We start from the raw sequence: 19,313 nt of genomic DNA, 5'->3' as shown, positions 1-19,313 counted from the left end.
AGCTTGCGTCCAATCATGCCAGCGGCGCCGATGATGAGAACGTGCATGTCGGAATCTTTCATTTGGACGCGGCCAGAAGCGCGCGGGTGGTGTCGTAGATGCGGCGTTCGTGAACGCCGAAGGCTTGGGCCAGTGCGTCGCCGTCGCGGGCCTTCAACGCGGCAAGAATATCGCGATGATCGCCGATGCTGCGCTCGATCGCGCCGGGTTGGGCCACCACACGACGGCGATGGTCAAGCAGATAGGAATAGAGCGTCGCGGCGAGATCCGAGAACACCGCATTGCCACAGGCGCGGTAGATCACCGTGTGAAATTCGCGATCCGCGATGAGATAGCGCACCGGGTCGCCGACCGTTTTTTCCTGCGTTTCGATCAGTTCGGTGAGCCGTCCGATGGTGTCGTCGTCGATCCGGTCTGCCACAAGCGGGGCAAGCCGGGCTTCGATGGTCAGCCGCGCCTCGTGCACATCGTCGAGCGTGTAATCGGTGACGCGCCCACCGGACAAGGCCGAGAGGCCAAGCGCCCCGACATCGGCCGAGATCACCCGCGTCCGTGCGCCCTGTACGACCGACACGATTCCCTGGGTCGACAGGATCAAGAGCGCGCCGCGGATGGTTTCGCGGCTGACCCCCATCGCCGAGGCCAATTCGCGTTCGCTGGGCAATGTGTCCCCAACCGAGAGGGCACCGGAGGCAATCAAAGTGGCGAACCGCTCTGCCACCGTGTTTTTCACGGAGTGATGCGCGACCTTTTCGAGAGATGTTCCATCGTCAGACAGAAACACATCCGCTGTCATGCAATCCCCCCTTTGCGACTCGGTGGGGCAATCCACATTTGCCCACTGGTCTGACCACTAGACCAGTGGGCGCAGGCCGTCAATAGAGTTGGGCTGGATGCCCTCGTTCAACGCGGTTGTTGATCGCGTCTTCCGATGCGTTTTTCCGGGTCTTTTCGCCTGACATCAAAGATCTTGTGCGCCAAAGCGCTGTTTTCTTGGCCGAAACCCGCGTCTTCGGCAGGTTCGGCCCTCAACCCGGCGCATCGAAGCGCAGTGCCCGGGGCTTTCGGGACGACAAGGGGTCGTGAGCTGAGAAGTGCTGCAGTTCGGCATGGCGCAAATCGTCGAACGACCTGAACAATGACACATTTTCGCCATATGGTTGAAGGACTTTCGTATCATTAGAGGTTTACGGTGGATTGTGAAGGGAAGCCGACAGAAGCTACAAAAGCGAAGTCATAGGTTGCCTTTTCGTGATTCTCTGTAAGGTTGTATTTGGGATGTAAAATCAATCGAGGAACAACACATGGTTGCAGGATACCTTCTAATCGGAGTCGTTACGGGTCTCGTGGCATTTGTTTCCGCCCTGTTTCTCGGTAAATCGCTGTTACTCGCGGTTGCTCTCTACACTCTGGTCGGCACTGCAACCGTGATCGTACTGGCAGTATTGTCACTGTTGTTCGGCAACTCTGGTGATCAGACGGTGGATACGACGGCAACAGATCGTAGGGACCGGCAAAGTAAAAGTCCGCTACGCCCGGCACTGACCGGCCCAGGTGTGGCTCGATCATAGGCTCTCACAAAGCACCGCGAGCGATCGCATCACCAAGTTCAGGGCGTCCCATTCAGCTTTTTTGTCGAACCGTCAGCGCAATCGATCCCCTTGGGGCGCATGTCTGTCGACGGGCGCGCCAAAGGCAGAGATGTCTAAAGTGCCTCATGCCTTGGAACGAGTTTCTGCGACAGATCCAGCTACTTGGAAAGTTCCTTTCGACGGGCGACTGCTTTCTAAACGTAACCAAAAAGCTGGATGAGCGATGCTGCCGATTCGGTCATGTCTGCTTGCGCCATGCCGGGTTGGGTGTTTAACTTCTGGAAGAAATCACGCTCACCCACTTCAGGCGACAGTTCGCTTTCAATAACAATTGTATACGTGTTAAGTTGACACAGCCAAGATTTGGCGACCCCAGTTTTAGGGACACGAGTGAAGCATGTGTACTGCACTTTATAATGACCATTTTGGATTTCGTGAGCGACCGTTTTCCTTGTCGCCCGACCCCGAGTTCCTGTTCTGGTCCAAAGCGCATACCCGGGCTCTTTCGGTCCTCGAATACGGTCTCGTAACCCGGGCCCCACTTACCGTCGTCTCGGGCGAGGTGGGTACGGGCAAAACGACCATCATCCAGGAACTGCTGCGGACCATTGAAAGCGATGTGACCGTCGGGCTGATTTCAAACGCGCGTGGTGATCGCGGCGATCTGTTGCGCTGGGTTTTGAGCGCTTTTGACGTGACAGCACCCGAAGGCGCAGATTACGTGTCCTTGTTCCAACAATTCCAGGATTTCGTTCTGGCCGAATATGCCGCCAACCGTCATGTCGCCCTCATCGTGGACGAAGCGCAGAATCTCGGCGCGGACACACTCGAAGAACTCCGCATGCTCACAAACATCAATTCCGGCAAAGACGAGTTGCTCCAGATCATCCTGGTCGGTCAACCCGAGCTTCGCGATCTGATCCGTCGGCCCGAACTGCGGCAGTTCGCACAGCGCGTCACGGCGGCCTATCATTTGAACCCATTAGATCTGGAAACCACGGTGAACTATGTCGTGCACCGTTTACGCCATGCGGGGGGTACTGGCGAAGAGATTACCCCGGAGGCGATCCACTACATCCACGAAGAGTCTGAAGGCATCCCGCGCGTCATCAACAAGCTGTGCGATCTCGCCTTGGTTTACGCGTCCAGCGGTGGTGAGGACAGGGTAACTGCGGACACGATCAAAGAATTGATTGACGATGGCTTGATTTTGAAGCCCTTTCGTGAACCGCTTTTGCTTACAACTCGGGTTGCGGGTGTTGGTGAGGCTGCTGAATGAATCTCGATCTAGGATTTTACTGGGCTTTGTTCCTACGCCGCCTGCCGGTGATGACTCTGTTCGTTTTGCTCTTCTCGGGTTTGGGCATCGTTACAGCGTTCAAGCTGCCTGAAACCTACACGACCTCCGCACGGCTTTTGTTCGAGGCGCCACAAATTCCTGCCAGCATGATCCCCTCTACGGTTCAGACCGGTGCTGCGGAGCAACTTGAAGTCATCGAGCAGAGGCTCGTGACGCGGGCCAACCTGATCGATATCGCGAATCGCTTCAACGTGTTCGAAAACATCCGCGAGATGGAGCCCGACACCGTGTTGGCGCAGATGCGTGAAGCAACTGAAATCTGGCGCAGGGGTGGCGGTCGCGGAGGCGCCACGATGATGATAATCAGCTTCGAGGCGCGCTCGCCACAGATCGCTGCGAATGTCGTCAATGAATACGTGACCCTGGTGCTTCAGGAGAACTCGAGATTCCGGGTTTCCCGCGCAGAGAACACCCTGGATTTCTTCCAGCAGGAGGTTGACCGTCTCGACGACGAGCTTGCCCGCCAGAGCCTGGAAATCGCGCGCTTCAAGACCGAGAACGCGGACGCTTTGCCGCAAGATCGGAGTTTCAGCCTGAGACGCGAAAGTCTGTTACAGGAGCGTTTGGACCGGCTTTCGAGGGAACTGGAATTCGCGCGTCAGCAACGTGAAAACATCGAGTCGGGTTTCGGCTTGCGCGGGCAGCAGGCCTCTTCTCGCGATCCGCGTGAAGAAGAGCTGTTGATCAATCGGGCAGAGCTTGATCGGTTAAGAGAGACCTACAGCGAAAGCAACCCGCGGATCATTCGGTTAAGAGACCGGATTGCGCAACTGGAGGCGATTGTCGCGGCGCAAAACGCTTTGAGCAATTCGAATGCTCAGGAGGAAGGTGAGTCCCTTGAGCAATCCTTGCGAAACGCTGCGCTGGAAGAAGCCGATACCAGAATTGCTGCGTTGCAGGAGCAGATCGAAGCTACGGCTGCCGAACTCGAGGCTTTGCAGAAAAACCTATCCGCTACGACGGCAAACGAATTCGAACTTGCGGAATTGGAGCGGGATTACGCCATCATCCAAGCTCGATACAACTCGGCGGTGTCCAATCTGAACTCTGCTCGAATGAGCGAACGGGTAGAAGCTACGGCTCAGGGTCAGCGTATCAGCGTGATCGAGAGCGCCAGTGTGCCTCAAATTCCCAGCGGGCCCAATCGTCTCGCGATCGCTGCCTTGGGCATCATTTCCGGGATCGGACTGGCCGTGGGATATTTTGTTTTGCTCGAGGTCATAAACCGAGATATCCGGCGACCTGCCGAGCTTTCGGAAAGGTTCAATGTAACGCCGATTGCGACGATCCCGTACATGGAAAGTCAAACGGCTCGTTTCCTGCGACGTGGCGCACTGATCACGGCGTTTGTTGCGGTTTTGATTGGCGTGCCGACCGCGCTTTGGTATGTTGACACGCATTATCTTCCTTTGGAATTGATCGTGCAGAGAGGCATGGCCAAGCTGGGGCTTGGCTAGGGCAAGCTGGAGAATTTGAAGCCGAATGGAAAAACTGCAAGCCGCTCTGGACAAGGCCCGTAAGTCACGTAGCGCGCGCCACTCATCTCCAGAGATAGATCGCGTCGCGTCGAAGCCCGCTAAAATGAAAACTGCCGGCCTTGACGAACGCTGGCTGGCGTTAACACCCTTCGAGGTCCAGGATAAAATCCTGATTCAGCACCGGATTGTGACGCGCTCCGCTCGAAAAGCGGCGACCCCTTTCGATATTCTGCGCACGAAAACGCTGCTTCAGATGCGCCAAAACGGCTGGAAGCGGCTGGCAATCACGTCTCCGATGCCGTCATCGGGCAAGACGACTCTGGCCTGCAACCTCGCCTTGGGTCTTGGACGCCAGCGTGATCTTCGTTCCATGCTCTTCGATTTCGACCTTCGCGACCCGTCCGTGCACGAATTCTTCGAAGCCCGACCGCCATACGCGATTAGCGATGTCATGAACGGCTCAGTTGCTTTCCACGAGCAGGCCTTGCGCTTTGGAGACAATGTTGCAGTTTCCATGGCGCATCATGCCGAACCAGACCCCACACGGATCCTGTTGGCAGAGGAAACCACCGAGAAACTGGACTCCCTTCAAGCGGACTATGAACCTGACGTGATGATTTTCGATCTTCCGTCGGTCCTCGTAAACGACGATTCCCGCGCGTTTCTCAAAAACGCGGACTGTGCGCTGATAGTCGTTCGGGCGGATGCGACCCGTTACGGTCAATTCGAGACCTGTCAGCGCGAGGTTGCTGAGCATACGAATGTTCTTGGGGTCGTATTGAATGCGTTTCGCCACGATAAACGCGCCGTCGAGACCGCATGATTGAGAGGCAAGCGGCTGCTCTCGCGTGAGTAGCTGGAGAGGAAGGTAGAGGAAATCTGCAAGTCTCTTGAATGTAAAGCGATGCCGGAGTAGCTTGGTAAAGTGGGTTTACTGCCTGCAAGCGAACAGCAAGCCGCGCGTGTGATCAAGAAGCTGGTGGGATCAAATTTCAGATTCTCTCATGCACATTGCGCTTGGAATTTTGGAGCGTGGAAGCGAGTTCCGAGCGAGACCGGTTCGCTTCTGTTGAGCAACAATTCGTCGAACACACCAGTGTCGTCGACACACGGTGGACAATCTGTTCGATGCCAAGCGGAAGGGCGCCGGTTGCATCCAAGCTCGTACGGTTTTTCCTTAAAACCCTTGATATGAACGGGTTTTTCTTTCAAGGTTAACAAAAAGTTAACGATTCGGCTTAAAGAGGATTCTGAGCAGCTATAAGTAATTTTGTTCGGGGAGTTTTTGTTTTGAAAAGCAACACAGCTGCAATTACCAGCAGATTTCCATTCACATCGCACGAGGAACGGTCTTACGCTGCGCCGTCTCTTGATCATAAAACTGGGTTTCTGTTTGCCAAGCGAGCAATGGATCTCGCGTTCGCCATTCTGACCTTTCCTTTCCTGGTCGCACTCTCGTTTCTTCTTGCCATCGCGAACCCGTTTTTGAATCCGGGCCCCGTGTTCTTTCGGCAGGAGAGAATGGGTCGGGATGGACGACCGTTCGTCATGTGGAAGTTCCGAACGATGACGGACAACGGCACAGCGCTGCGGGCTGCTGACGCGCCCCTTGACGAGGACCGCATTACGCCTCTGGGTCGTCTGTTGCGTCGGACCAAGCTGGATGAGTTGCCGAACATTCTGAATGTGCTCAAGGGTGACATGAGCCTAGTCGGACCGCGCCCCGATGCATTCGCACACGCCACCGAATACCTTGTCCGCGTTCCTCATTACGGGAAGCGGTTTACCGTACGGCCTGGCATCACCGGGCTTGCGCAAGTACGAGGCGGTTATGCGGATAATCCACGCGCGGTTCAGCGCAAAGCGCGATATGATGTCTTTTACATAAGGAACCGGAATCTCCGGCTAGAGATGTATGTCATTTCTTTGACATTCGGAGTCATTTTCTCCGGGTTTGGACAGCGGTAAATCGTGTCACCTAGCCGGTTGTCAGAATGGGCTTGCGAACCGTGGTACCTCGCGCAGCTGAAGCCCGGTGGCTTTGATCGCGCGGTAACCAATCTCGACCGTCAAGGTTACGAAAGTTTTATGCCCCTGCGCGAAGAGACACGCCGTCGCGCAGGCCGATGGGATACGCGGCTCAGACCACTGTTCCCTGGTTACCTTTTCGTTAGGGTATCGGACAATCGGCGGCAGTGGCGTTCCATCAACTCTACTTATGGGGTGTCACGGCTTGTGGCTCTTGAAGCAGGTCGGCCGACGCAGGTGGCTCCCGACATCATCGCAGCGCTGAAGCTTCGTGCTCGGGATACCGACACAGTATTGCGGACGGAAACGAGACTGGAGGTCGGGGATCAGGTGAAAGTGGTTTCCGGGCCACTCACCGATATGATCGCTGAAATCGAGGCCATTCCTGAGCAGGGGCGCATCTACGTATTGATGGAGCTTATGGGCCGTTACACGAAGACGGCGCTTTCAACGTCCGATGTCGAACCGCGACTTGGGGCAGAGCAATCCTGCCGGGCGTGATTTCGACAATCCTTAAGAAAAAGAGACACACCACTTTTGGTAAACTCCGGAACTCCTGTCCCGGCTTGATGCCTCGGGTCGGGAAGACGACCTTCAGTCTTCGTAGAACTTATGTGAGTCTCGGGTCCGCCAATCGTCCCTCATGTTTTCAGTATCTGTCGGTTTCTATATCTTTTCAGAAGCTTATAGGAGAGTGTCAGGGTGTCCGGCCGATTGCGGCGGTCTTGCATGGCTTCGTCTGGAATCCAGGCTTGGGTGGCGGTATCAACTGGACAGGGACGGACAACTTGGCGGAAATGCACCGAGTCATTTGGATGCACGCATTTCCGATATCGGTTGCTTGGTCTAGCGAAAACAGTGGCTGAAACGAAATTGGATGAACTTTTATGACGCGCGTTTTGATAACAGGTACGGCCGGGTTCATTGGATTTCACTTGGCGAAGCTCTTGCTGGCAAACGGTGTCCGCGTTCATGGCTATGACGGGATGACCGATTACTACGACGTAACGCTCAAGCAAAAGCGGCACGCGATGCTTCTGCAAAACGAAAGGTTTTCCGCGACTGAAGGTATGCTGGAAGACGAGAAGCTGGTTTGGTCTATCGCCGAAGACTTCAAACCGGACGTGATCGTGCATCTCGCCGCGCAGGCTGGCGTGCGCTACTCGCTGGAGAACCCGCGCGCGTATCTGGACAGCAACGTCATTGGTACATTCAACGTCATGGAAGCTGCCCGTAAATTGGAGGTCCGACACCTCCTGATGGCCTCCACGTCATCGGTCTACGGCGCAAATGAGGATATGCCGTTTCAGGAGACCGAGAAAGCGGACACGCAACTCACGATTTATGCCGCCACAAAGAAGGCCAACGAGAGCATGGCGCACGCCTATGCGCATCTTTGGACGCTGCCGACGACGATGTTCCGTTTTTTCACCGTCTACGGACCGTGGGGCCGGCCGGACCTGGCGCTGTTCAAGTTCGTCGATGCCATTCTCGATGGCAGACCCATCGACATTTACAACCACGGGGACATGTATCGCGACTTTACCTACGTCGATGATCTTGTCCGGGGCATCAAGTTATTGATCGATACTCCACCCGAGCGACCCGCAACAGCCGCGGACATCAAAGAGGGTGACAGCCTGTCTCCCGTTGCTCCGTATCGTGTGGTCAATATAGGCAATTCCGATAAGGTACGGCTTCTTGATTTTGTTGATGCGATTGAGGATGAACTCGGCGTCAAGGCGATCCGTAATTACATGGATATCCAGCCGGGAGATGTGCCCGCGACATGGGCAAACGCAGAGCTTCTACAGAATTTGACCGGGTACCGTCCCCAGACCGACATCCGAGATGGGATCCGCGATTTTGTAAGCTGGTTCAGGGATTATTATGGCAAGTGATTTGAAATTCTCCGATGACCTCAAGATCGCGGTAATCGGGCTCGGTTATGTTGGGCTGCCTCTTGCTGTAGAATTCGGTAAACGGTTCCCGACGGTGGGGTTCGATGTCAATCCCGCGCGTTTGTCGGAGATCCAAAGCGGAGCGGACAGCACGCGCGAGGTCACGGAGAGCGAACTGCGGGCTTCGACCGAACTCTCGACCACGGCCAATGTCGACGACCTCAGGGACTGTACTATTTATGTTGTGACCGTTCCGACGCCAATTGATCGTTCGAAACGCCCCGATTTGTCGCCGTTGCAGCGCGCTTCGGAAACAGTGGGGCGCGTTTTGAAAACAAACGACACGGTTATTTACGAGTCGACAGTCTATCCCGGCGCCACGGAAGAAATCTGTGTCCCGATTCTAGAGCGTGAATCTGGTCTCAAATTGAACGATGATTTCACGGTGGGATATTCGCCAGAACGCATCAATCCCGGTGACATGGAACGCCGTCTGCCCAATATCGTCAAAGTGACGTCAGGCTCCACACCCGAGGCGGCAGAGCGGATCAACGCGCTGTATAGTGCGATCATCCCTGCAGGAACTCACAAGGCAAGCAGCATCCGTGTGGCTGAAGCGGCCAAGGTCATCGAAAATACGCAGCGTGATCTCAACATCGGCTTGATGAATGAGCTTGCGATCATTTTCAACAAACTGGGCATTGATACCGAAGCGGTCTTGGAGGCCGCCGGGACGAAGTGGAATTTCTTGCCCTTCCGGCCGGGTTTGGTTGGCGGACACTGCATTGGCGTCGACCCTTACTACCTGACACACAAAGCCGAAGAGATCGGCTACCATCCGCAGATCATCCTGGCCGGTCGTCGTCTGAACGACGGTATGGGCGCCTATGTTGCCAGCCAGCTTGTGAAGGCGCTCATCCATCGGCGTACTCAGGTTCGGGGCGCCAAGGTTTTGGTGCTCGGCCTGACTTTCAAGGAAAACTGCCCCGACCTTCGGAACACCCGTGTGATCGACACGATCCGCGAGCTCGAGGAGTTCGGCGCCGAGGTTGATGTGCATGATCCTTGGGTCGATCCGAAGGAAGCGAAAGCCGAATTCGGAATTGACATGGTTTCGAGCCCGGAAGAGGGCTCTTACGATGGCATTTTACTGGCCGTCGCACACAAGCAGTTTCGGGAAGCCGGAGCACAAAACCTCAGAAAGCTCGGTGGGACAAATCATGTTCTCTACGACCTGAAATATGTGCTTCCCGAAAGCGAAAGCGACCTGCGCTTGTAACGAGCGCGAAACTGATTGTTTCTTTCTGGCGATCGCCGTTCAGGACAATTGTCTGGAATTTCGTGAGGAATTGTGTTCTTTGTTCAAGTATGAACTCAGATGTCCGTGGCAGTTTGAGTGACTTGGACTCCTTACTTCGAGCTGGCATCGCCGCGAGCCTCGCTGCGGTAGCCGTGGTTTGACACGCGTCTTAGTCGATGGCGTCTCAGAGAGATAAACTGCGGGAGGATGTGCGCTTCCGCATCTTGCGTCTGCTTGAGGACAATCCTCAGATGAGCCAGCGCGCTTTGTCGCGTGAACTCGGAATAAGCCTGGGCGCGGTCAATTTCTGTCTCAATGCGTTGATCGAAAAAGGGCAGCTGAAAATCAGCAACTTACGTGCTTCGAACAAAAAGCTGCGCTACGCCTATATCCTGACGCCGAAAGGGGTTGCGGAGAAGACCGCGCTCACCAGCCAGTTCCTTCAGCGAAAGCTGAAAGAGTATGATGCGCTGAAAGCCGAGATTGAAAGTCTCCAAGAGGACTTGAAGCTGGGAGCGGATATGGGGCCAGCACCTGTCAGAGCGAAGTCTCGCGAATGAGCCAACAACAATCAATGTCCTTCGCGATCAAGCACGGTCTGCCCCATTTCACCCGTCAGAAATCGCCCGCATGAAGATCCTCATCTCAGTGAACGCGGCGTGGAACATTTGGAATTTTCGGAGACCACTTGTGGAGGCGCTGCTCGCCGATGGCCACAAAATCACGATCCTCGCGCCGAAGGACGATTCTGTTCCGAAACTCACGGCCTTGGGATGTACCGTCCGACATCTCGAGATGGATGTGAAGGGACTCAACCCGCTTCAGGACGCAAAGTTGGTACTGCGCCTTCGCCATCATTTCCGGCTAATCCGGCCAGACGTGATCTTGAGCTTTACCATAAAGAACAACCTTTTCGGGGCACTCGTCGCAAAGGCCGCGAAGATCCCGTTTATCCCGAACGTCACAGGTTTGGGCACCGCTTTCCTGTCGGGAGGTTTGCTGGAGCGGGTTGCCGTGACGCTCTACAAGGGTGCATTCCGAAATCTGCCGGTTGTGTTCTTCCAGAATGAAGATGACAAGGCGTTATTTCTAGAACGCGGCCTTGTAACAGAGGGCCAAGCGCGGTGTCTCCCGGGGTCCGGCATTGATCTGGACCGCTTTGCATCGGTTGCCTATCCGTCTCAAAGCGAAGCGCCGGAATTTCTGATGATCGCCAGGCTTTTGCGGGACAAAGGGGTGTTGGAGTACGTCGAAGCGGCGCGTCTCGTGAAGAAGCGGCACCCTGACGTTCGCTTCCAGCTCCTTGGTGCGACCGAAGCAGAGAACCGCACGGCCATCAGCCGGCACGTCGTATCCGGCTGGGAACAAGAGGGCGTCATCGAATATCTCGGGACCGTGGAGGATGTCCGCCCCTTTATCGAGGCCGCACAGTGTGTCGTTCTGCCGTCTTACCGTGAAGGTGCACCACGAACACTCATCGAAGCGGCGGCGATGGCGCGCCCTCTCATTGCAACCGATGTTCCCGGCTGCCGCGCGGTCGTGGATGATGGAAAAACGGGTTTCCTATGCAAAGTTCGCAGCGGCGAGAGCCTTGCCTCGGCCTGCGAAGTTTTCCTTGCGTTGCCGCACGAGAAACGCGCCGCTCTGGGGTGTGCGGGGCGCGCAAAAATGGAACAAGAATTCGGGCAGAATATCGTGGTGGACGCTTACCGCGACGTTATCGGCGAGTTGGTACCTGTGAAGCGATTGGCGGCATGACGCCGGGACTGAACACCTAGTCAAGGACTATCAAGTAGCGCTCGGGCAAAATAGTAGTAAACTTCAATATCTACTTAGAATATATCAATCACTGAAGAATAATTATTTCCGGCTGATAATTGGAAAACGCATTTTTCATCATTTCAAAGCTAATAACGCCTGCACTGAAACTTGAAACTTGGCTACTCATTTTGGCGGGCATTACGTTTTGGGCCAACCGACGGCATTGGTCAAAATTGGTTGATTTTGGCGCTGCGACTATGTTCCTTACGTTTCTGGGAATAGGTGCATTCCCAATCGGAGATATCCTTATGCGTCCTCTTGAAACGGAATTCCCCGTTCAGATGGAGCTTCAGGAAGTAGACGGTATTATTGTACTCGGCGGTGGGGAGGATGTTCCGGCCAGTTTGCACTCTGGACAACCACAGATTGGAGAGGGTGGCGACAGATACCTTGCCGCGTTCGCGCTCGCTCGGAAATTCCCGGACGCGCAATTGCTTTTTTCCGGTGGCAGTGGCCGCCTACGTGACCTGAGCCGAAGCGAGGTAACCGAAGCTGCAATTGCGGAGCAAATTTTTCAGTCACAGGGAATTGCGTCGCACCGAACGTTGTTTGAAAGTCGGTCGAGGAACACAACCGAGAATGCCAGGTTGAGCTATGCCCAAGCAAAACCCGAGGAAGGCGAACAATGGGTCCTGGTGACCAGTGCTTTCCATATGCCACGCGCCATGATGAGTTTTAAAGCTGCAGGCTGGCAGGAGATCATACCGTTCCCTGTGGATTTCCAAACTCGAAGCTGGTCCAGTGGCCTTGGATGGAATTTTCAACGCAATCTAAGACTGACCAATATGGCAATTCGGGAATGGATAGGGCGTCTCGTACTAAAATTAAGCGACTCTCACAATTGAAAAACGGGAACTAGAATGATCGATCGCCAGACGTGGGGAAAAGCTTGGGAACTGCTGGATGCACGTGAACGGAGAAATGCCTGGATCGTGCTAGCGGTTGTGATCCTCGGCGCGTTCTCCTCTGCGCTTATGGTGGGTTCGGTCTTGCCGTTCCTATCTGTGCTTTCCGATCCTCGGCGCATTGATACAGTGCCGGCACTGTCTTGGGCTTACGAAAATTTTGGATTTCAGAGCGACTATGCCTTTTTGGTCGGGTTGGGACTGGCCTCTCTTGGAATAATCATGCTCACAAGCAGCATCCAGATTCTAAAGACGTGGACTATCGCGCGATTTTCGACCATGCGTATACACTCCATCAGTCGGAAGCTAATCGCAGGTTATCTAAGACAACCCTACGAATTCTACCTGAATCGCCATTCGGGGGAGATGAGCACGCGGATCCTAGCAGAAACTCAACAGGTAATAGCTCAATTCTTCAGGCCTGCGGCAGAACTCGTCGCCTCCTCACTGACTACTCTCGCTATCTTGGGCCTACTTCTTTTTGTGGAACCGCTGATAGCGATTGTCGCGTTCTGTTTACTCGGCGGTATATACGGCGGGATCTATGCGCTAAATCGGCGTGTATTGAAGCAACTTGGCCGTCATCGAGCAGATGCCAACAGTGAGCGTTTCCGGGTCGCAAACGAGGCATTGGGCGGTATCAAGGGCATTAAGATCTTGGGACGGGAGAGCGCTTATGTGGCGCGCTACAGCGCGCCGTCGCAGAGGATGGCGCGCACGCTCGTCAGGATTCAGGTGATATCCCAGGTACCGCAATTCGTGCTGCAACCTTTGGTTTTTGGTGGCATCATACTGATTTGCCTTCTGATGATGGATGCTGAGGGCCTTGCCTCAGGTGCGGTCTTGGCGAACATACTGCCGACTCTTGGGCTGTTTGCTTTTGCAGGGCAAAGGCTGATGCCAGAATTTTCCAAGCTTTACCAGTCGCTTGCCAGTCTTCAAGCGGGAACGAGGGCTGTCGAAATCATCCATGAGGATCTGTTTACACGAACCGTTGGGGATGCGCTGCCGGAAACCATACCGGAAGGCTTGGGCCTGCGCGATCGATTGGTGCTTGAGGACGTTGCCTATCACTACCCCAATTCTTCCCATGCCGGAGTTCGCAACATTTCGTTGGAAATTCGTGCGGGCGAAAAAATCGGAATTGTCGGTGGAACCGGAGCAGGCAAGACAACTTTGGCGGACCTTATGCTGGGGTTGCTGTCGCCGACAGAAGGACGCCTGATTGTTGACGGGGTTCCTATCTCAAAAACAAATGTCCGGGCTTGGCAGCAAAGCGTTGGCTACGTTCCGCAGGACATCTTCCTGACGGATGCGAGCGTTTCAGAGAATATCGCGCTCGGTATTCACCCCCGACAGATTAGCAAGGAACGCGTGCAGGTAGCGGCTCGGATCGCCCAGCTTGATCAATTTATACGCGATGAGTTGCCGGATGGTTACGACACGGCAATCGGTGAGCGAGGTGTCCGGCTTTCCGGGGGACAGCGTCAGCGTATCGGAATAGCCCGTGCATTGTACCATAATGCTGACCTCATAGTTTTTGACGAGGCCACAAGCGCACTGGATAACTTGACCGAACGCGAGGCAATCGCCGCCATTGACGCGTTGCCCGAAGAAAAAACCGTAGTGATGATCGCGCATCGCCTCAGTACTGTGCAGCGCTGCGATCGTATTGTCGTCGTAGAGGGAGGTCGCGTGGTCGGTTGCGATACATGGGCGGCGCTAATAGAAAGCAACTCAACATTCCAGCGAATTGCAGAGGCCTAGAGCCAAGCCTCATAACTAGTAAACGGCGATTGTATCGGCGAATTAAGAAATCTTGGGCCAAACCGCATTCTCTTTTGTGGGAATTGCTCGACCAACGTGGCGTGAAGCCCACGCGTCGCTCGTAGAGAAAACGACACCTATATCCCATGACGAAACAGCGATATTTAAAATTGAAATTTTCCATACCAAACAGTTTTTGGTGTAAGCGCCGATGTCCGTAGTTGTCGTCCTAGGCATGCACAAATCCGGCACCACCCTGATTGCCGATACGCTTCACCGCAGCGGTATTGCGATGATTGGCGCGGAGGTGGCGGGCGGGTATGACGACGGCAACAAAATGGAGCGGGCTGAGACCCGTGACCTCAATATGGACCTGCTCGGTGACACAGGTGTCGAAAGCCTGCGGTTGATCGGCCCTCTTGCGCCGGGTGCTGCAACAGGTGATCACGTTGACGAAGCACGGACCCTCGTTGAGGCTCTTGGGAAATCACTTTGGGGTTTCAAAGACCCGCGGACATTACTGACTTTCGACTTTTGGTGTGAGGTCCTCGACGCACCGATCTTGGTCGGCGTTTTCCGAGACCCGGTCGAGGTTTTCGGACACTACCTGCGTCGGGCAGGCCGGCGGTGGATCAGCCGTGATCCGACCTTTCTGCCCGATGCCCTCCGGGCCTGGTGCGTCTACAATCGGAAATTGCTGGACCTTAAACGTGAGCACCCAGATATGCTGTTACTCGACTACGCGGCATTTATGACATCGGATGTGGGCATGCAGCGTTTGTCATCCCATGTGGGGCGCGAGTTGGTGGATTGCCGCAAACCGGCGATGCGGCGGGCTCAAGCGAAACCGTCCGCTGATTACAAATTGGCGCGTGTCATCGTTCGTGTGCGCGACGGTCTGGATTCGGATCGAATTCATCGCCAGTTGATTGAAGCGGCATCTTGATGACTTCCGCACATCCGGACGAAACAGGGCAGACCCAATCGACGACAGGAGTCGTCTTTGTTGCCACGGGCGCACGCTTCATCGCCTGCGCGGAAGCGGCCGCTCTGTCGGTCAAGCGTCACATGCCCAATGTTGCCATAGCTCTGTTCACCGACGCGCCGCGGCTCGGGATCACGGTAAGCGATGTGTTCGACCGGGTGATCACGCTTGAAACAGTCCACCATCGTTCGAAAGTTGACTGCCTCATGCGGTCCCCGTTCGATCGAACGCTGTTTCTCGATGCCGATATCCGCGTGTTGGAAGATGTGAGCGACCTGTTCAAAGTGCTTGATCAGTTCGACATTGCCATGGCGCACGCACATGCCCGGAACCGGGGCGCGACACGCGCTGTCTGGACCAAACAGCTGCCGGACGCCTTTCCGCAGTTCAACACCGGTGTTATCGCGGTGCGGAAGAATGCAAAGACTTTGGCGTTGCTGGAAGCTTGGTCGGAGTCTTACAAGGCTGCTGGCTTTCGCAAGGATCAAGTCACATTGCGCGAACTGCTTTGGCATTCGGATCTACGTCTCGCCACACTCCCGCCCGAGTACAATATCCGGTATCCGAAATACTTGTATCTTTGGAGCCGACGCGAAGCCTGCCCTCGGATCTGTCATTTTCGTCGTTACTCTTTCCCTCACCGAAGTGAATGGTTGATGCACCTCGCCAAACGCAGGATCGCTTCACTTCGTCAAGTGGGAGCGAGTGTTCGTCAATTCCTGCGCAAGGGCGATTTCACTTGACCGATATACGCAGCAGCATTTGCCTGTTCATTGGCACTCTCAAAGCTGGCGGAGCCGAGCGGGTGACAGTCTGGCTGGCGAGCGAACTCAACCGTCTAGGCCATGAAGTGGTTGTCCTCACACATTCCACACCCGAAACGGATTTTTTCTCGTTGCCCGCGGGAATCAAGCGCGAGACTGTCGGATTTGACGAAGGACGAAGCAGTCTTCTTGGGAAACTGATTATCAACCTGCGTCGCTGCCTACAGGTTCGTAAAGTGCTGCGTCGGCATCGGGTGAGCGCAATGCTGGCGATGATGCCACACGAGTCGGTTATGGCAGTTGTGTCTTCCTTTGGTACGCCGACGCGTGTTGTCGTCTCGGAACGCAATGCACCCTGGCATCGGAAGCAAGACCAAATCTGGACCATCTTGCGGCGTCTCGTTTACCGGTTCTCGGATTGCCAGGTCGCTCAAACGCAGCCAATTTCAGATTGGCTTCAACGCGAGACCGGTAGCCGGAATGTGGCCATCATTCCCAATGCGGTTCAGAGCAGTCTACCTTCGGGGCCGCCAATCGTGCGCCCAAAAGAGCACGTTAAGTCGGGTCGCAAACTTTTGCTCGCAGTTGGAACCAAACCCTATCAGAAGGGCTTTGATATTCTAATTGAAGCCTTCGCCCTTGTTGCCGGTGATCACCCGGAGTGGGATCTGGCTATTCTTGGCCTTTTGCCAGATCGAGTCGAAGAGGGGATATCCGGCCGCAACATTCGATCTGTTGCTGCTAAGTCTGGGCTGACTGAAAGGGTTTTTCTGCCGGGGCATCTTGGTAATGTATCAGATTGGTACACTGCTGCTGATCTCTTCGTCCTTAGCTCGCGGTTTGAGGGTTTCCCAAACGTTTTGGTCGAGGCAATGAGTGCCGGTTGCGCCTGTGTTGCATTTGACTGTGATACCGGACCGAAAGAAATCATCGAGGACAATGTTGACGGCATTCTTGTTCGAGACCTCACGGCCGAGGCGCTCGCCTCAGCATTGGATTTGGTGATGAGTGATCCACAAACCAGGTCCCGTCTCGCAGAAACAGCGCCGCGGGTATCGCAGCGGTATGACCCGAGCTCAGTTTTGGGCGCGTGGTGTCGAGTTCTCGATCTACCGGATATCGAGCAGCATAAATGAAAGAAGGCGAATTCGTACTGTCGCTGGATTTCGAACTGCTTTGGGGGGTGCGCGACCATGCGACGCGTGACAGCTACGGGAAGAACATTCTCGGCGGCAGAGCGGCCATACCGTTGATGTTGGAGCGATTTGAACGTCACGGCATCGAAGCGACCTGGGCGACGGTTGGCGCGGTCTTTTGCGGTTCGCGCGATGAGTTGTTTGATGCACTTCCGCCGGAGGAGCTGCGCCCGCAATACAGCAATCCGGCCCTATCAAACTATAGCTACCTTGACGAGATCGGCCCCGACGAATTCCAGGATCCGTATTATTTCGGTGCCTCGCTGGTCGAAACTATTGCCGCGTGTCCGGGGCAGGAAATCGCGACCCACACGATGTCTCATTTTTATTGCCTTGAGGCCGGTGCGAGCATCGAAAGCTTTGCAGCGGATCTCGACGCTGCCTGCGAATTGGCGGCTACGCGGGGGATTACGATGCGATCAATCGTTTTCCCGCGTAATCAGTTTGCTGCGTCGCATCTTGAGGTAGTTCGACGAAAGGGCTTCAGCCGCTATCGCGGCACTCCGGATACTTGGGCATACCGACCAACACCGGGGCGGGACCAAACTCTAGCTCGCCGTTTGTTGCGCTTGGTCGATGCCCACACCGGTCTGCTCGGGCCCCATCTATATCGTCCTGAAAGCGACAACGTGCCGGCCAGCCACTTCCTGCGGCCCTGTTCCGGGAGGATGGCCGTGTTTCATCCACGGCATCTTTCGGTGATCGAACGCGCAATGACCAAGGCGGCGCAAGAGGGTTCGGGATTTCATCTTTGGTGGCATCCACACAATTTTGGCCATGATACACCCGCGAACCTGGTCGGATTAGACAGGATCATCGCGCATTTTCTCAGATTGCGGGATGAATACGGCATGGTCTCGCGCCCGATGGCCAAAAGTGGAGCAAAGCCATGAGGTTGGTCGTTCTTGCATCCGCAGGTCCACCGACAAATATCCTTTTCAATTTTTTGGAAGATGCTGGCATTCCCCCAGTAGCTGTTCTGGTGGAACCTCCTCAATCCCGCTGGACGTTATTGCGCGGGCGGGCTCGAAAACTCGGCTGGGGCGCGGCAATCGGACAGGTGCTTTTCATGATACTGGCTTTGCCGCTTCTACGTAGGCGAGCAGCAGCGCGCCTCGAATCCATACGTGAAGCCAATGGTTTGCGCACCGATCCGATCCCGGCGGATCGGATGATCGCCATCAGCTCTGTCAATTCGGCCGAAACCCGCGATCAACTTTTCAGTTTGGCGCCAGACGCGGCGGTGCTGAGTGGTACACGGGTCGTCAAACCGGACACGCTGCGCGCCATCGATGGGCCAGTGCTGAATATCCATGCAGGAATAACTCCGGAGTTCCGTGGAGTGCACGGTGGCTATTGGGCGCTTTGGATAGACCGACCAAACGAATTTGGCGCGACGGTGCATTTGGTTGACGCCGGTGTCGACACCGGCGCGGTTCTTAAGCACGTTCGGCCAATCCCCGGGCCTCAGGACAACTTTGTGACTTACCCGCTGCTGCAACTTGCTGCGGCCCTTCCGGCTTTGGTCGAAATCCTCAATGGGCTCAAACAGGGAGAACCGCTACCGCACCCGGTGTCAACGAGCGGGTTTGGTCAGCAATGGTATCATCCGACGCTGGGGCAGTATTTCAAAGGTTTGCTGAGAGGCGTGCGGTAGTGGCAACGGCAAACAAAATCCGTTCGAAGGAGGACTACCGGGCTTGGCGGGATGAGGATCTTCAGCGTGCCGGACTCACCCAATGGCGGTTTGGGAATGCGCTTCGCTATCCGACCGTACATTTCTTGCGAGTCCTCAGGAGATTTGAGTATCTGAACAATTGTCGGCGAGATCCGATCGGAAGAGCCGAAAGACTGTTTATCGCGGTTTATTTCCGCCTGTTGTCAATCTATCTCGGTTTTACGATCCCGCCCAATACATGCGGGCCGGGATTGCGGTTGAATCACTGGGGGACAATTGTGATCAGCCCGGAGGCGCGTATCGGAGCAAGAGCGCACTTCAATATTTGCGTCAATATCGGGTTAAAGGACGGCAAGGCTCCGCAACTTGGGGACGATGTCTATATTGGACCCGGAGCAAAGCTGTTCGGCGGAATCCAGGTGGGGAACGGTGTACGTATTGGTGCAAATGCCGTGGTCAATCGGAGCTTCCCTGATAACGCAATTCTGGCCGGCGTTCCCGCACGAATGATCCGGCAAAAAGAAAAGTAGACGCCAGT

The 19,313-nt window shown here is 55.2% G+C and carries 18 protein-coding genes; 17 read left to right on the top strand and 1 reads right to left on the bottom strand.

The window, feature by feature from the left end; all coding sequences use genetic code 11:
* Nucleotides 1-58 precede the first annotated feature (58 nt).
* Nucleotides 59-796: an FCD domain-containing protein gene (locus Q1B16_RS19210; protein ID WP_299792866.1), complete on the bottom strand. Its 738-nt coding sequence runs from the start codon at nucleotides 794-796 to the stop codon at nucleotides 59-61.
* Nucleotides 797-1,989: 1,193 nt separating this feature from the next.
* Here Q1B16_RS19210 and Q1B16_RS19205 point away from each other — a divergent pair.
* The 17 genes from Q1B16_RS19205 to Q1B16_RS19125 all read left to right on the top strand — a co-directional run bounded on the left by Q1B16_RS19205 (nucleotide 1,990) and on the right by Q1B16_RS19125 (nucleotide 19,305).
* The gene (locus Q1B16_RS19205) at nucleotides 1,990-2,871 is read left to right on the top strand and encodes an AAA family ATPase (protein WP_299792863.1); all 882 of its coding nucleotides are present in this window, start codon (nucleotides 1,990-1,992) and stop codon (nucleotides 2,869-2,871) included.
* Nucleotides 2,868-4,409, top strand: coding sequence for a chain length-determining protein (locus tag Q1B16_RS19200; RefSeq protein ID WP_299792860.1), 1,542 nt, complete (start codon nucleotides 2,868-2,870; stop codon nucleotides 4,407-4,409). The genes Q1B16_RS19205 and Q1B16_RS19200 overlap by 4 nt, the downstream gene beginning before the upstream one ends.
* A 25-nt stretch (nucleotides 4,410-4,434) precedes the next feature.
* On the top strand, nucleotides 4,435-5,253 hold the full coding sequence (locus tag Q1B16_RS19195) for a CpsD/CapB family tyrosine-protein kinase (RefSeq protein WP_299792857.1): 819 nt from the start codon (nucleotides 4,435-4,437) through the stop codon (nucleotides 5,251-5,253).
* Nucleotides 5,254-5,720: 467 nt separating this feature from the next.
* A complete protein-coding gene (locus Q1B16_RS19190) occupies nucleotides 5,721-6,398 on the top strand; it encodes a sugar transferase (protein WP_299792854.1) in 678 nt (225 codons plus the stop codon).
* Nucleotides 6,399-6,401: 3 nt separating this feature from the next.
* A complete protein-coding gene (locus tag Q1B16_RS19185; protein WP_299792852.1) occupies nucleotides 6,402-6,959 on the top strand; it encodes a transcriptional activator RfaH in 558 nt (185 codons plus the stop codon).
* 386 nt (nucleotides 6,960-7,345) lie between these two features.
* The gene (locus Q1B16_RS19180; RefSeq protein ID WP_299792849.1) at nucleotides 7,346-8,359 is read left to right on the top strand and encodes an NAD-dependent epimerase/dehydratase family protein; all 1,014 of its coding nucleotides are present in this window, start codon (nucleotides 7,346-7,348) and stop codon (nucleotides 8,357-8,359) included.
* Complete coding sequence (gene tviB / locus Q1B16_RS19175; protein ID WP_299792846.1) at nucleotides 8,349-9,638, top strand: Vi polysaccharide biosynthesis UDP-N-acetylglucosamine C-6 dehydrogenase TviB; 1,290 nt, start codon at nucleotides 8,349-8,351, stop codon at nucleotides 9,636-9,638. The genes Q1B16_RS19180 and tviB overlap by 11 nt, the downstream gene beginning before the upstream one ends.
* Nucleotides 9,639-9,835: 197 nt before the next feature.
* Entirely contained in the window at nucleotides 9,836-10,219 is a 384-nt protein-coding gene (locus tag Q1B16_RS19170; protein ID WP_299792843.1) for a MarR family EPS-associated transcriptional regulator, read from the top strand.
* Nucleotides 10,220-10,289: 70 nt separating this feature from the next.
* Nucleotides 10,290-11,417: a glycosyltransferase family 4 protein gene (locus tag Q1B16_RS19165; RefSeq protein ID WP_299792840.1), complete on the top strand. Its 1,128-nt coding sequence runs from the start codon at nucleotides 10,290-10,292 to the stop codon at nucleotides 11,415-11,417.
* A gap of 119 nt (nucleotides 11,418-11,536) precedes the next feature.
* Complete coding sequence (locus tag Q1B16_RS19160; RefSeq protein ID WP_299792837.1) at nucleotides 11,537-12,325, top strand: YdcF family protein; 789 nt, start codon at nucleotides 11,537-11,539, stop codon at nucleotides 12,323-12,325.
* A gap of 15 nt (nucleotides 12,326-12,340) precedes the next feature.
* Nucleotides 12,341-14,152 (top strand): ABC transporter ATP-binding protein, encoded by a 1,812-nt coding sequence (locus tag Q1B16_RS19155; RefSeq protein ID WP_299792834.1) that lies wholly within the window; start codon nucleotides 12,341-12,343, stop codon nucleotides 14,150-14,152.
* Between the two features lie 211 nt (nucleotides 14,153-14,363).
* Nucleotides 14,364-15,098 (top strand): hypothetical protein, encoded by a 735-nt coding sequence (locus tag Q1B16_RS19150; protein WP_299792831.1) that lies wholly within the window; start codon nucleotides 14,364-14,366, stop codon nucleotides 15,096-15,098.
* The gene (locus Q1B16_RS19145; RefSeq protein ID WP_299792828.1) at nucleotides 15,098-15,880 is read left to right on the top strand and encodes a putative nucleotide-diphospho-sugar transferase; all 783 of its coding nucleotides are present in this window, start codon (nucleotides 15,098-15,100) and stop codon (nucleotides 15,878-15,880) included. The genes Q1B16_RS19150 and Q1B16_RS19145 overlap by 1 nt, the downstream gene beginning before the upstream one ends.
* Nucleotides 15,877-17,037 (top strand): glycosyltransferase family 4 protein, encoded by a 1,161-nt coding sequence (locus Q1B16_RS19140; RefSeq protein WP_299792825.1) that lies wholly within the window; start codon nucleotides 15,877-15,879, stop codon nucleotides 17,035-17,037. The genes Q1B16_RS19145 and Q1B16_RS19140 overlap by 4 nt, the downstream gene beginning before the upstream one ends.
* Nucleotides 17,034-17,990, top strand: a complete 957-nt coding sequence (locus Q1B16_RS19135; RefSeq protein ID WP_299792822.1) for a hypothetical protein — start codon at nucleotides 17,034-17,036, stop codon at nucleotides 17,988-17,990. Before Q1B16_RS19140 ends, Q1B16_RS19135 begins: the two co-directional genes overlap by 4 nt.
* Nucleotides 17,987-18,754, top strand: coding sequence for a formyl transferase (locus Q1B16_RS19130; protein ID WP_299792819.1), 768 nt, complete (start codon nucleotides 17,987-17,989; stop codon nucleotides 18,752-18,754). The genes Q1B16_RS19135 and Q1B16_RS19130 overlap by 4 nt, the downstream gene beginning before the upstream one ends.
* Complete coding sequence (locus Q1B16_RS19125) at nucleotides 18,754-19,305, top strand: hypothetical protein (protein WP_299792816.1); 552 nt, start codon at nucleotides 18,754-18,756, stop codon at nucleotides 19,303-19,305. The genes Q1B16_RS19130 and Q1B16_RS19125 overlap by 1 nt, the downstream gene beginning before the upstream one ends.
* The last annotated feature ends 8 nt before the right edge of the window (nucleotides 19,306-19,313 follow it).

The organism is uncultured Marivita sp. (assembly GCF_947488135.1).
Lineage (GTDB): Bacteria > Pseudomonadota > Alphaproteobacteria > Rhodobacterales > Rhodobacteraceae > Marivita.
This window is presented reverse-complemented; position numbering and strand designations above follow the sequence as displayed.